This is a genomic window from Nostoc sp. T09 (genome assembly GCF_002154695.1).
Classification (GTDB): domain Bacteria; phylum Cyanobacteriota; class Cyanobacteriia; order Cyanobacteriales; family Nostocaceae; genus Aulosira.
On sequence record NZ_MTAV01000024.1, the window covers coordinates 38,114 to 52,540 of the forward strand.

Annotated in this window: 10 protein-coding genes and 1 tRNA gene; 9 read left to right on the forward strand and 2 right to left on the reverse strand. The window is 41.3% G+C overall.

Features of this window, described 5'->3' with window-relative positions:
• The first annotated feature begins 91 nt into the window (after positions 1 to 91).
• The 8 genes from BV372_RS07340 to BV372_RS07375 all read left to right on the forward strand — a co-directional run bounded on the left by BV372_RS07340 (position 92) and on the right by BV372_RS07375 (position 12,338).
• Positions 92 to 1,276, forward strand: a complete 1,185-nt coding sequence (locus tag BV372_RS07340) for an esterase-like activity of phytase family protein (RefSeq protein ID WP_086685374.1) — start codon at positions 92 to 94, stop codon at positions 1,274 to 1,276.
• Positions 1,277 to 1,633: 357 nt separating this feature from the next.
• On the forward strand, positions 1,634 to 3,253 hold the full coding sequence (locus BV372_RS07345) for a serine/threonine-protein kinase (protein WP_086685375.1): 1,620 nt from the start codon (positions 1,634 to 1,636) through the stop codon (positions 3,251 to 3,253).
• A gap of 103 nt (positions 3,254 to 3,356) precedes the next feature.
• The gene (locus BV372_RS07350; RefSeq protein WP_086685377.1) at positions 3,357 to 4,925 is read left to right on the forward strand and encodes a serine/threonine-protein kinase; all 1,569 of its coding nucleotides are present in this window, start codon (positions 3,357 to 3,359) and stop codon (positions 4,923 to 4,925) included.
• Positions 4,926 to 5,066: 141 nt separating this feature from the next.
• Positions 5,067 to 5,140: transfer RNA gene (locus tag BV372_RS07355), tRNA-Asp, on the forward strand.
• Positions 5,141 to 5,311: 171 nt separating this feature from the next.
• Positions 5,312 to 6,757 carry a glutamate--tRNA ligase gene (gltX, locus tag BV372_RS07360; RefSeq protein WP_086685378.1) on the forward strand — a complete coding sequence of 482 codons (1,446 nt, stop codon included), beginning with the start codon at positions 5,312 to 5,314 and terminating at the stop codon, positions 6,755 to 6,757.
• Between the two features lie 236 nt (positions 6,758 to 6,993).
• Entirely contained in the window at positions 6,994 to 7,488 is a 495-nt protein-coding gene (locus BV372_RS07365) for a hypothetical protein (RefSeq protein WP_086685380.1), read from the forward strand.
• A 533-nt stretch (positions 7,489 to 8,021) separates the two neighbouring features.
• Entirely contained in the window at positions 8,022 to 9,908 is a 1,887-nt protein-coding gene (gene ftsH2, locus BV372_RS07370; protein WP_086685382.1) for an ATP-dependent zinc metalloprotease FtsH2, read from the forward strand.
• A gap of 132 nt (positions 9,909 to 10,040) precedes the next feature.
• Complete coding sequence (locus tag BV372_RS07375) at positions 10,041 to 12,338, forward strand: site-2 protease family protein (RefSeq protein ID WP_086685384.1); 2,298 nt, start codon at positions 10,041 to 10,043, stop codon at positions 12,336 to 12,338.
• Between the two features lie 69 nt (positions 12,339 to 12,407).
• Here BV372_RS07375 and BV372_RS07380 read toward each other — a convergent pair whose 3' ends face one another.
• Positions 12,408 to 12,788: a type II toxin-antitoxin system HigA family antitoxin gene (locus BV372_RS07380; protein ID WP_086685386.1), complete on the reverse strand. Its 381-nt coding sequence runs from the start codon at positions 12,786 to 12,788 to the stop codon at positions 12,408 to 12,410.
• 14 nt (positions 12,789 to 12,802) lie between these two features.
• Entirely contained in the window at positions 12,803 to 13,096 is a 294-nt protein-coding gene (locus tag BV372_RS07385) for a type II toxin-antitoxin system HigB family toxin (protein WP_086685389.1), read from the reverse strand.
• Between the two features lie 410 nt (positions 13,097 to 13,506).
• Here BV372_RS07385 and recR point away from each other — a divergent pair, with 410 nt between their 5' ends.
• A complete protein-coding gene (gene recR, locus BV372_RS07390) occupies positions 13,507 to 14,136 on the forward strand; it encodes a recombination mediator RecR (protein ID WP_086685392.1) in 630 nt (209 codons plus the stop codon).
• Positions 14,137 to 14,427: the final 291 nt, after the last annotated feature.

Sequence of the window (14,427 nt, forward strand, 5' to 3'; positions counted from 1 at the left end):
GAATATTAACCCCAATCGCAGCACATATATGTGCCATAGCTGGAGCGTGATATTGTGTTTGATGACTTTAACACTTTAGCGATCGCTATCCATGCAGTTCATCAAAAAACTTTTGACTTGGCCAAGAATTATTTATTTTATTATTCCTACACTAATTATCAGTCTTTTATGGAGTAATTTAGCATCAGCGGCTGTAACAGTTAGTAGTATAGAGTTTATCGGACAAGCCACTCTTCCTAAAGGTTTATCCTTCCAAAAAACGCCCGTAGGAGGATTATCTGGAATTACCTACGACGCCAAAAAAGACCTTTATTATGCCATTTCTGATGACCGTAGTGAAAAAGCTCCTGCCCGTTTCTACACTCTCAAAATTGACCTCAGTAAAGGTTCACTGAAAAATGGTGGTGTTGTCCCTGTTGGTGTCACCACCCTATTAAATGAAAATGGTGACAAGTTTCCTCCCGATACCAGCGATACAGAAGGAATTGCTTTAACTAGCAAAAAAACGGTCTTCATTTCTTCTGAAGGTGATGTTAGGCAATTAATTAATCCTTTTATCCAAGAATTCTCCCTATCTATTGGTAAGGTAATCACAACACTACCAATACCAAACAAGTTTTTGCCTGCTAAAAATAGTCAGCATGGTATCCGCAACAATTTGGCTTTTGAAAGCCTTACAATCACACCTAACGACAAGAAACTCTTTACAGCCACCGAAAACGCTCTAATTCAAGATGGTACAGAAGCGCAACCTAATACCAGCACTTCCTGCCGAATTTTACAATATAACTTGCTGACCAACCAGCCAGAAAGGGAATTCCTATATCAAACTGAACCTATCTCGTCCTTTTTAAATTTTACTGGCAAGTTTGTTAGCGGTTTGCCTGATTTAGTTGCCCTCGATAATCAAGGAAGTTTCCTGAGTTTAGAACGGTCTTTTACAGGTTTGGGCTTTGCTGTTTTCCTGTTCCAGATTTCTTTGGAGGGTGCTGATGATATTCAGCATATCGATAGTCTCTTAAGTCTGAACTCCCAAAAAATTAGACCTGTTCAAAAGAAACTGCTGTTAGATTTAAGAAATCTCGAGGTATTACTCGATAACATTGAAGGCTTAACCCTTGGACCTACATTACCTGATGGTCAACGCTCATTAATACTAGTGAGCGACAACAATTTCAATGCTCTGCAACGTACGCAAATACTCGCCTTTAAGCTGAAAATAGAATCGCCGCTCATTAGGCTCTTGCGTCGTCTCATCCCCAATCTTAACCGCTAACTTCTACAGGACTAATCTACTAGATAAGATGTATAATTAGAAGCCTAATTTTTTGTTATTCTAAGTATTTATACTTTAACCGTATATTCACTGAGTAAATTAGGCAAATGTATTATCTCGATTCGTGGATTCAGTGGAAATTCCCATACGGTTTCTATAATAAATATGTTACACCATGTTTAAGAACTGTTGCAGATAGGTTTCCCATAATTTTATTAAAAATTAAACAAGTTTTGTAGTAAATTTCACCTCATATGATTAACTCTCTAAAATTATTAATCTTGTTTATAGATAAAATAAAACTTCAAGGAGAGTTATTTTAATAACTTTCTAATTTTATTTTTAATAAATAATTTTATGGTGCAGAATCCAACTCCGAATCTAGTCAACTCCAAGACTGAATTAGATATTTATATTGGGAAATTCTTAAATAATCGTTATTTAATCAGAGATTTGATTGGCAAAGGCGGCATGGGTAGAGTTTACCTAGCAGAAGATGTTGCCAAAGGTGGAATGGCTGTTGCAGTCAAAATTCTCTCGCTTAGTCTGGGTAGTCAGCAAATGTCCCAACGCTTTGCTAGAGAAATTTTTATTGGTGCTCAATTAGGGCGGAAAAGTAAAAATATTGTTCGGGTATTTAGTTATGGTGTAACTGAGGAAAATATTCCCTTTTATGTTATGGAATATCTCCAAGGTAAAAATCTCAAACGTATCCTTAAAAATCAAACATTACCTTTAACAAAGCTTTTAGATATTTGCACTCAAATTTGCTTAGGCTTACAGTGCGCGCATCAAGGTATTATCCTTAAAGGAGAAAATTTTCCTATTGTTCATAGAGATATTAAGCCCGAAAATATTTTCCTGATAGAAGATGCTAAAAAAGAGAATGTAGTGAAGATTCTTGATTTTGGCATTGCAAAATTTTTAACAGAGCGTAGTGGGATGACTCTCACTGATTCTTTTATAGGTAGTTTACCTTATTGTTCTCCAGAACACATGGAAGGACGTAAACTATTGGATGTACGTTCTGATATTTACAGTTTAGGAATACTGATGTTTGAAATGCTGGCTGGAAAGCATCCATTTCAAACCACAAGTAACTCTTTTGGTACCTGGTATCAAGCTCATCACTTCCAAAGTCCACCTGCATTTGGGGAAGTCAATCCACAATTAGTTATACCCCAAACATTACAAAAATTAGTGATGAGTTGTTTAGCTAAAGAAGTAAGCGATCGCCCACAAAATATTAAAGAAATATTAAACACTTTAGAACAGGTAAAATTGCAAATTGAGCGTAGTGCTGCTATTAGTATTAGCGAAGACTTGCAATCGCCTACACTACAAATAGTACCTGTAACATCGTTATCAGAAAAAGAATGTTTACAAAAGACTTGGCCTAAGAATCGACCAATTGCACCAATTGGTTTTCCTTATTTATTACACACCTTCCAGGGAACTATTCCAACTTTTTGGGCTATGTTACCTCAACAAGAAATCGCCAAATTTTTAGATAAAACACATAGCACAGAATTTGTTGCTAAAATGAATATCTATCCAATGGTGCTATGGATAACAGCATTGTATAATTCCCAAATATCTCAAACAAAGTGGCTCTCTTGTTTCTTAGACATGAATGATAGCCGAGGGCAAAAAATAATCCGAAGTTTAGCAGAAGTTGGCTATTATCATTTGTTATTCTTTTCTATAGAAGAGCCACATAATTGCACTCATGTAATGACATTGACTTTGACTGCTAGCCAACGTCAACAACTAACAGATTGGTTAGCAATGAATCCAACTTCCCAGGAACTTATTTCTACTAAACAGGCAAAAATTATTTTGAAGGCAGAATATGAAAGGCTAAAAACAGGAATAGTCCGGAAATTAGTAGCTACGCCAGAGAAGAAAGAAATACGTTTAAAAACTTGGGCATTTAAAATATATTATTATTTTATCCAAATTATCTTGCGCCGTTAAATCTTAACCAAACATATTGAAAATATTTAATATTAATAAATCATCTTATTTTAAATATGCTAATCTTTAGATTGAAATTGGAGAGTATTTAGAGGTTGTAAAAGTGAACCAAAGCTCATTTGCATCTCCACAGGGTACAGGGTTACTTGTCAATCGTTATAAATTGATCAAGTTAATTGGCAACGGAGGCATGGGCAAGGTTTTTTTAGCGAATGACATTTTGCTAGGAGGAATACCAGTTGCGATCAAATTCCTCACGCAAACTGTTTCAGATGCAAAGATGGAAAAAGATTTCGCTAGAGAAGCTCTCATGAGTGCAGCTTTGAGCCAAAAAAGTATACATATAGTGAGAGCATATGATTATGGCGTAAGTGAAAAAGGTAACCCATTTTACGTCATGGAATATTTATCTGGCAAATGCTTAAAGGAATTAATTCCTGTAAACTTGCCAATGTTTATGACTTTGACGCGTCAGATTTTTTTGGGCTTACAGTGTGCTCATCAAGGCATAAACATGGACGGCAATATTTATCCGCTAGTTCATAGAGATATTAAGCCAGCTAATATATTAGTTGTTCCCGATCCCATATTAGGTCAGTTAGTAAAAATCCTAGATTTTGGGATTGCTAAATTTTTAAATTATGCGACAACCATAAGTACAAATAAGGGATTTCACGGCACATTGCCCTATTGTTCGCCAGAACAACTAGAGGGAGGAGATTTAGATAGTCGCTCCGACATTTATAGCTTAGGCGTGATGATGTTTGAAATGCTCACAGGTGAAAAACCTTGGCAACCAGAAACCGATCACTTTGGTGCCTGGTATAAAGCACATCACTTTGAAGCACCAAGAGCGATCGCACAGGTTAAACCCAATCTGCAATTGCCACGAGAATTAAATGATTTAATTATGACTTGTCTTGAGAAACAAGTCAGCGATCGCCCACAAAATATGGCTCAACTGCTGCAAGTCTTGGAAAATATTAATCGGTCTAATTATCTCAGCTTGCCCACAAATGTGAGGATACCAGAAGTGGGCAATAATGTCCAAGCAGAATCCGCCAATGCCAATTCCTCAAATTTTCCCCTGATCTCTGAGTTACCTGTAGCTATAGAACAAACTTGCTGGAAACTTACCTGGCCGGAAAATAAACCAATTCAGGAAATTGTTTTTCCCCAACTTCTAGATACCGAACCACAACCAGTGGCATCAATATGGCTGATGTTATCAAAACAAGAGATCAAACAACGTGCCCTTTCTGTACGTTACAACGAATTTCTCTTCATCACATCTCCTCACCCCATGCTGCTGTGGCTGACAGTCCTGTACAATCGCAAACTCGGCCCCAAGTGGCTACCCTGCTACCTCGATATGCAGAACCCACAAAATCATCGATTGCTGTCTTCGTTGGCGGAAAATGAACGCTACCCTTTAATTTTATTTACTCTCGAATCACCTCACTCCTGTGCTGGAGTGATCAGCAGTTACATAGATCCCACGAAGCGACAAATGTTTAAAACTTGGGTAAAAAAGAGTCAAAGCCTACCACCCTCTTCCCAAGCCCAGTTGAGCAAAAACATATTAAAGCAGCAGTATCGGCAAATGCAATCTCAAATACAGCAGCATCTGGCATCAATACCGCAGGCTGTAGCATCAGGCGTTTTGGGATGACTGAACCGGAAAGGGAGGAGAAAAGAAAGAGGACAAGGAAGAAATAGCCAAGAACAAAGGGTTATTGACTTCTAAATTTCTCACTCCTAGATACTTGACAAGGCGGAAAAAAATGTACATAATAGCAAAGTTGCCAATTAAGGGACTGTAGTTCAATTGGTTAGAGCACCGCCCTGTCACGGCGGAAGTTGCGGGTTCGAGCCCCGTCAGTCCCGTAGAAGTTAATGAGTTACCAGTGCTGAGTCCTGAGTTAATTAGGGTAAGGGAACTCAATTTTAATGTTTACATGATAATTGACCTCTACTATACCCAGTTTAGAGATCGCCTTAAACTCGGCATTCAGGGCTTGTTATATTAATCATGCTTTGAGAAAGAGAGAAAGAACTGTGACTGTTAGAGTCCGTATTGCTCCAAGTCCCACGGGAAATTTACATATTGGTACAGCCAGAACTGCTGTGTTTAACTGGCTATTTGCCCGCCACCACGGCGGAAAGTTTATCCTGCGAATTGAAGACACAGACCTAGAGCGATCGCGTCCCGAATACACAGAGAATATCCTCGAAGGGCTGCGCTGGTTGGGGCTAAACTGGGATGAAGGCCCATTTTTTCAATCTCAACGCCTGGATCTCTACAAACAAGCAGTAGAAAAACTGCTAGAACAAGGATTAGCCTATCGCTGCTATACCACTTCTGAAGAACTAGAAGCTTTACGGGAAAGCCAGAAAGCTAAAGGGGAAGCACCACGCTATGACAACCGTCACCGCAACCTTACTCCAGAACAAGAAGCCGCTTTCAAAGCTGAAGGCCGTAACTTTGTGATTCGCTTCAAAATCGAAGATGAGCGTGAGATTGTATGGCATGACCTAGTACGGGGAAAAATGTCTTGGCAAGGTAGCGATCTCGGTGGTGATATGGTCATCGCTCGCGCTTCCGAAGCAGGTGTTGGTCAACCACTGTACAACTTTGTAGTTGTCGTTGATGACATCGATATGCAAATCACCCATGTCATCCGGGGAGAAGACCATATAGCCAACACAGCCAAGCAAATTCTCCTCTACGAAGCTTTGGGGGCGAAAATACCAGAGTTCGCCCACTCACCGCTAATTTTGAATATGGAAGGGCGCAAACTGTCTAAGCGAGATGGCGTTACTTCCATTTCCGAGTTTAAAAAATTAGGCTTCACCTCCGCAGCTTTAGTCAATTACATGACTTTGTTGGGTTGGTCACCACCAGACTCTACTCAAGAAATATTCACCTTAGAAACAGCAGCCAAAGAATTTAGCTTTGAGCGTGTTAATAAAGCAGGTGCAAAGTTTGACTGGGCAAAATTGGATTGGTTAAACAGTCAGTACATCCACAATACCCCAGCAGATCAGCTGACAGATTTACTCATACCCTATTGGGAAGAAGCAGGCTTTAAATTTGATGGTGGACGCAATCGCGCTTGGTTAGAGCAGCTAGTAGCTTTAATTGGCCCTAGCCTGACTCGCCTTAAAGATGCCGTAGAGCAGAGTCAACTGTTTTTTACTGAGACAGTTGAATTTAGCGAAGAAGCAAGTAAGCAGTTACAGCAAGAAGGTTCTGCGGCTGTTCTCCAAGGCATTCTTACAGCTTTGGACAATCAACCGCAATTGCAAGAAGCCACCGCGCAAGAAATTATTAAACAGGTGGTAAAAGCCCAAAATGTCAAGAAAGGGTTAGTCATGCGATCGCTCCGAGCCGCCTTAACTGGAGATGTTCATGGCCCCGACTTAATCCAATCCTGGTTACTACTCAACCAAATTGGTTTAGATCGCTCGCGTTTGAGTAAAGCCATAACAGCAGGCAGTTAGCTCCCATCCTTTGGAAATATTTTAGATTTTTAGAGGCGCACCTAGGTGCGCCTCTATTGATAATAAAAGCAGCCACAAGAATTGTGAGCCGTGGCACCAATTACAAGCCCAGTTCCTGGGAAACTAAATCAACCCTTCGGCGTGCATCTTCCAAAAGTAGTTAATTCTCCTATTTTTGGGAACTTGGTATGTAAAATTCATGTCATCAACTCCACTTAGATAACTATGTAATTAAAATGCCGAAAAGAGCGCTCAATAAAGGGATAAGATTATCATTAGTGGTATTTACACTCTTCGTCACATCGATCACTCATGCCGGAGCCGATGTGCCACCAACACCACCAATATTCGGAGATGCCACCATCGGCAAGAATTTTTCCCCAGACCCCTTTACTGTTCGGGGTATGAGTGGCGGCTCAGTTTTAGGGAACCAAGTTGGCAAGAGAACGGAAACGGCTACTGGCCCATGCACCGGATTTGTTGATGAAACACCAGACCATAAATTGGAATTAACAAATAAATTTGACTATCTGAAGCTACAAGTGCAAAGTCCTGAAGATACCACGCTCATAGTCAAGGGACCTGGTGGTACATGGTGCAATGACGAGTTTGATGGTAAAAATCCTGGCATAGTTGGTGAATGGCTTCCAGGCACTTACCAGATTTGGGTTGGTTCCTATGTTAAAGGCAAGTATTTCCCTTACACGCTTCAAATTACAGAAGTTAAATGAGATACCTGCAAACTCTAATACATCAATTTCAGCAGTAGGATTTCATCAGCCAAAATCGGGCATTCACAATAGGATAGAGGGATAGAGAAACGGCAATAACTTAGAAAGCAGGCTTTGATAATGCTTCCTAATCTTGAGTTTCTCTAATCCTCGTTTCTTTTATGGGCAATTTTGTATTAAAATTAAGTTAACTTTAATTAAGATTCGTGCTGTCGTTATAGATTTGCTGTAAGGCCCTTAGAGCTTCTATAGCGATGCACGTAAAGCATCAGATTAAACAAAATGGATTTATCAAGATCCGTTTCCTAGCGATTCAGCAACCAAGAAAGGATGAATGATGACAAAAAAGTTTTGAATTCTAAGATTAAACGCCCTCTGGGGAGCGTCACCAAAAGGCAGCGCCGCTTACAGGGTGAGTTAGGTTGAAAAATTTTATACTTTTTACTCCACTCTCATTCTGAAATTAACAGGATGATTGCATCATTTGGTTGCTAAAGCTGATGAGTTGTATTGGCATCTAGAGGCAGATTAAGATGAAATTTTCTTGGAAAGTCCTATTACTCTGGACATTGCCTGCTTTGGTAATTGGCTTTTTCTTTTGGCAAGGAGCATTTGCTAGCGCTCCTGTTGACATGACTAAGAATGCAGCCAATACCCGCATGACCTATGGTCGCTTTCTGGAATACTTGGACGCTAATCGCGTCAGTAGTGTAGATCTTTATGAAGGCGGCAGAACAGCAATTGTCGAAGCCGTAGATCAAGATATTGAAAATCGTGTTCAACGGTGGCGGGTGGATCTGCCTGTTAACGCACCTGAGTTAATCAGCAAGCTAAAAGAAAAAGGAATTAGTTTTGATGCCCACCCCATGCGCAATGATGGAGCGATTTGGGGATTGTTAGGCAATCTTGTTTTTCCAATTTTATTGATTACCGGATTGTTCTTTTTGTTCCGTCGCTCTAGCAATCTCCCAGGCGGGCCTGGTCAAGCGATGAACTTCGGCAAGTCTAAAGCGCGTTTTCAAATGGAAGCCAAAACCGGTGTCAAATTTGACGACGTAGCAGGTATTGAAGAAGCTAAAGAGGAACTACAAGAAGTTGTCACCTTCCTCAAACAGCCAGAAAGATTTACTGCTGTAGGTGCGCGCATTCCTAAAGGTGTGCTGTTAGTTGGGCCTCCAGGAACTGGTAAAACTTTATTGGCAAAAGCGATCGCCGGGGAAGCTGGTGTACCTTTCTTCAGTATTTCCGGTTCGGAATTTGTGGAAATGTTTGTGGGTGTGGGTGCGTCTCGTGTACGCGACCTATTCAAAAAAGCCAAAGACAATGCTCCCTGTATCATCTTTATCGATGAAATTGACGCCGTAGGTAGACAACGGGGTGCTGGTATCGGTGGTGGTAACGATGAGAGAGAACAAACTCTCAACCAACTACTCACCGAAATGGATGGTTTTGAAGGTAACACAGGCATCATTATTATTGCTGCTACCAACCGTCCCGACGTATTAGACTCAGCATTGTTGCGTCCCGGACGCTTTGACCGCCAAGTGACCGTTGATGCACCAGATATCAAAGGACGTTTGGAAATCTTACAAGTCCACGCCCGCAATAAGAAACTTGACCCAAGTGTATCCTTAGAAGCGATCGCACGCCGCACACCTGGTTTCACAGGTGCAGATTTAGCCAACTTACTCAACGAAGCGGCAATTCTCACAGCCAGAAGACGTAAAGAAGGAATTACCCTCAACGAAATTGATGATGCGGTAGATCGGGTAGTCGCAGGGATGGAAGGAACTCCCTTGGTTGATAGCAAGAGCAAGCGCTTAATTGCTTACCACGAAGTCGGACACGCTTTGGTGGGAACTGTATTAAAAGATCATGACCCAGTACAAAAAGTTACCCTTATCCCTCGCGGACAAGCACAAGGTTTAACTTGGTTTACTCCCAACGAAGAACAGGGGTTAATTTCTCGTTCCCAACTGAAAGCGCGGATTACTGGTGCTTTGGGTGGACGCGCTGCGGAAGAAGTAATTTTTGGACCGGCGGAAGTTACCACTGGTGCAGGTGGCGACTTACAACAGTTGTCGGGTATGGCTAGGCAAATGGTTACCCGGTTCGGGATGTCAAATTTAGGCCCCCTATCTCTGGAAAGCCAGCAGGGAGAAGTCTTCTTGGGTCGTGACTGGACAACCAGATCTGAGTATTCCGAAGCGATCGCATCGCGGATTGATGGTCAAGTTAGAGCGATCGTCGAAGATTGCTATCAAACAGCCAAGAAAATTATTCGTGAAAATCGTAGCGTCACCGATCGTTTAGTCGATCTGCTGATCGAAAAAGAAACCATTGACGGCGCAGAATTCCGTCAGATTGTGGCTGAGTACACAGATGTGCCTGAGAAAACTCAGTATGTACCACAGCTATAATTACTGATTTAAAAATCTTAAAATGGGTATGGTTAAAGGACTATACCCATTTTTATTTTTTGTATTGATAAAATACTAAATATTTAATTAGTAGCAGGGAATACTAAGCATAGTTAAGGTTTTGTCACTGCTATGCAATACCTGCTTTACCCGATCGCTATCTACATTTTTCTAATTTTTATCCGCTATTTTATTACCTTTTTACAGCTTTGCAAGTCTCAATTCCAATATCCAAACTACCAAGTTACACAAGCTGATACAGTTCCTACTTACCTGAGAGATTTATTTCAAACTCCAATTAGAGAACTTGAACAATTAGGCTTTAAACCATTTAGCTATTTGCGCTATCAACCAGTTGTAAAAGTTTATCAGCAAACAAATTGGGAAATTCTCTTATATAACAAAGCGCTTAAAAGCTACGCCACAGTAGTTGTGCGTCGTTTAGTTGAACCTGTTAATTTATTTGATATAGAGTTTTATACCTTCTTTAAAGAGAAAACATTGTTGCTGACTATTAACGGTAAAGCACATGGAGTGATAGGGGAAATTCCTAACACAATTGTTCAAGATGTTTATACAGATCGAGTATCGGTGCAATGGCAAACTCACCAAGATAAACTCAAACAATTAACTTCTAGTAAAACTCCCTGTGGTTTGCTACCAGAGGCTTTTGCTAAGGCACTACAGATATACATGAGTAATTATGTCAGTTTCCTAGCCAAAGCAGGACATATATCACCAATTAAAGGAACAGAGTTATTTCAGCTACATTGGCTAACGGCCCTGAAAACAGTCAACCCGATGATCCAAGGTGGTAGTAAAGCTGCAACTATCATCAAGCAACGCAGACAAAAAGCCAAAACTGATTCCAGCATCTCTAGAGAAATCCCGATAGAACTGGAAGTTGAGGGCTTTCAACAAATGCAATACTTGCAACAGGGTCTAGTAGGGAAAAAATTTCGCGCCTGGCTATTGTTGGGCAGTCTAGTGCTGTTTATCGCCAGTTATACCCACTACCTCTCCGCCCTAAGTGTTGGGATTTTTATCAGTGTACTCCTGTTCCATGAAGGTGGACACTTATTAGCGATGAAACTGTTTGGTTACCGTGACACCTCTGTTTTATTCATACCGTTCTTAGGAGCTTTAGCAACTGCCCACAAAGATGACGCCACACTGACGCAAAAGTTTTGGATATCCCTAGCAGGCCCATTACCAGGGTTAATTTTGGGGATTGGGTTAGCAATCCTTGCGCCTCCTCATAGTGGCTATCCTAGTTGGGTGCGCGAAGCAAGCTGGACGCTAATTTTTCTAAATTTATTCAACTTGCTGCCAGTATACCCATTGGATGGCGGACAAATTGCTGATTTACTGCTGTTTTCCCGCTTTCCTTACATTGGAGTTTTATTTAAGCTAATTGGCGTTATTATCTTGGGGCTGATCGGGAAAGACCGACCAGAGATGCTGTTATTTGTATTTTTGATAGCTTTGAGTATCCCTCACAGTTTTCGCAGTGCCAAAGTGAATGCCAAATTACAGAAAGAATTACAGCAAAACCCACCCACAGATCAAGATAATCTCCTACATGCCATATTCAAATACTTGAAGCAGTTTGGATATAGCAACTTGCCCTTCAGTACTAAATACACTCTGGTGAAAGAGTTAATTCAACGGCATTACGAATCGCGTGGCAAGTGGACAACTAGAGTGTTTCTGGTTATCCTCTACTGTGTGAGTTTGTTAAGCGGAATAGCAGGTAGTTTACAAGCAATCATTCCTAGTTGGGTTAGTTATTTACCTTATTACTTTGAAAGTCCACAACAAAGACGTGAGCGTGTTATAAAACATAGGCAACAAGCAGTTGAGGAGGCGACTGCTGCTTTACGTTCTAATCCAAATGATGTGAATGCGTATATAAAACGATCGCGATCGCATCTTGCCTTACGTGACTATCAAGGAGCGCTAGCAGATTATGACCAAGTGGTACGCCTACAACCTCATGATATTGAATCTCGCCTGACTCGTGCCAATTTTCGCCGCAGGTTAAAGAATTATCAAGGTGCTATTCAAGATTACAATCAAGTCTTACGCCTTGATCCTAAAAATTTCAATGTCTATCAGCTAAGAGCGCGAGTGCGCGATCAGATGCAAGACTACAAGGGTGCGATCGCTGATTACAACGAAATGATTAAATTAAATACCCAAGATACATGGACTTACATCTCTCGCGGATATGTGCGTCAAAAGCTACAGGATTACAAAGGCGCGATCGCAGATGCTGACTATGTAATTAAACTCAATCCTAAAAACCCTAAGGCTTATGTTTTGCGGAGTCAAGTTCGTCATCGCATGGGAGATACTCAAGGGGCGATCGCAGATCAACAAAAAGCAGATACTCTTTATAAAGCTATGGATGAGGAAGATCCAACCTAATATAGGTTGCGATCGCTAGTTTAGCGTAGGGTTGGAATTTAGCTTTTATTGCTGTACCAGTTGCTACTTTCAAGCTGGCTTTTCTATCAAAGAGTAGGGTTGGATTAACACATCCGCCGGAATTCCTAATTGCTGATGCAAAAGACGAATCATATCCAACGTTAGAGGCTGTTGTCGATTCAAAATCTCCGCAATCTGCACTTGAGTACCAATTACAGCCTCTAAATCATGCTGAGACAACCCACGGGATTCGAGATAATATAAAATCGCTGCAATCGGATCTGGTGATTCGATTGGGTAATGCTTTTGCTCGTATGCTTCCACAAGGGTAGTTAAAACTTCCAAGCGGTCATACTCTGGCGTATTTACTTTCGCATCAAACAATCTTTCAATTTCAGCAAGCGCAGCATGATAATCGGCTTCGGTTCGGATGGGACGGGGTTCAAGCATATATAATTACTGCCTCAAATACTTGTCGCATCTACGTTATCGTATTCTTTATGCGTTCCAATAAAACGAATAAAAATAATTTTAATTTCATAACGAACATGAACAATTAAGCGGTAATCATTGCCTTTAATATTAAAAACAACACGATTATTAGCAAGAATACTGGCATTGCGATAGATGCTTTTGATATCTGCTGGACTGTCCCATTCGGCACGAGATGCTTCATCAAACCAAGCTTTTAATGGCTGTTCGGCATCTGGATATGCTTCCCAGAACTTTCGTAAAGTACTACGGGCAATGATTCGCATAATGAGATTATAATGACTCCGACTATGAGAGTAAATCCTCTAAAGTTGCAAATCCCGTGTATGCATGAAGTAACCCTACCCTGCGGGTTCTCCGTTGGGCGTAGCCCTTCTCGTAGAGTAGGAGTACGACTACGCTCATTGGTGTCAACTTAACGAGAAATCTTTGTCAAAACTCGATTTTGGATTCACTCACTTACCATTACGATCCGCGTTACCCCACCCCAGTTTTGTCTAAAGCCAAAACTTCCCCTCCCCTTGCCAAGGGGAGGGGATTGAGGGGTGGGGTAAAACGCTTGTGGGATAAGCTTTTTAGCTTAAGTTGACACAGGTGGACTACGCTCAGGGTTACGCCGAGCGGAGTCAAGGCGTAATTTCCTACTTCAGCCCCAAAATGTTGTAAGAATGTCATCATAGTTAAGGTAAAACATTCTGGAGATAAAGCTACGGTTTACGCACGTCCTTTAGCACGGTTAATTGAGCAATTGCAACGCCTACCGGGAGTTGGGCCGAAGTCAGCCCAGCGATTGGCTTTGCATATTTTGAAGCGACCAGAAACGGAAGTAGAGGCTTTGGCACAAGCTCTGATTGATGCTAAAAAACAGGTGGGCTTGTGTTCTGTCTGCTTTCATTTATCTGCTGAACCAGTTTGTGAAATCTGCCGCAATCCTAACCGTGATATCAATACTATTTGTGTGGTGGCAGATTCTCGTGATGTCATTGCACTGGAAAAAACCCGCGAGTTCAAAGGTAAGTATCACGTTTTGGGTGGGGTGATTTCGCCTATGGATGGTATCGGCCCAGAACAGTTGACTGTCCAAGCTTTAGTGCGGCGGGTGAGTCAACAAAAACCCCAGGAAGTGATTTTGGCAATTAGTCCCAGTGTCGAAGGGGAAACGACGACATTATATATTGGTCAGCTATTGAAACCATTTACTAAGGTGACGCGCATTGCCTTTGGTTTACCTGTGGGTGGAGATTTGGAGTACGCTGACGAGGTGACTTTGGCAAGGGCTTTGGAAGGGCGGCGAGAGTTGGATTAGGGAGACGCAGCGATGCGGGGAAATGACAAATTTATCGGCTAAAAATGCGATCGCATCCACTTGCAATGTCATTGTCACCCGATACAATCGCATTGCATAGCGATGCAATTCAATTGCAGGTCGATGCATTAACATAACAAGGCGATGCAATTCGATTGCAGGTCGATGCATTAACATAACAAGGCGATGCAATTCGATTGCAGGTCGATGCATTAACATAACAAGGCGATACAATTCGATTGCAGGGCGATGCATTAATATAACAAGGCGATGCAATTCGATTGCAGGGCG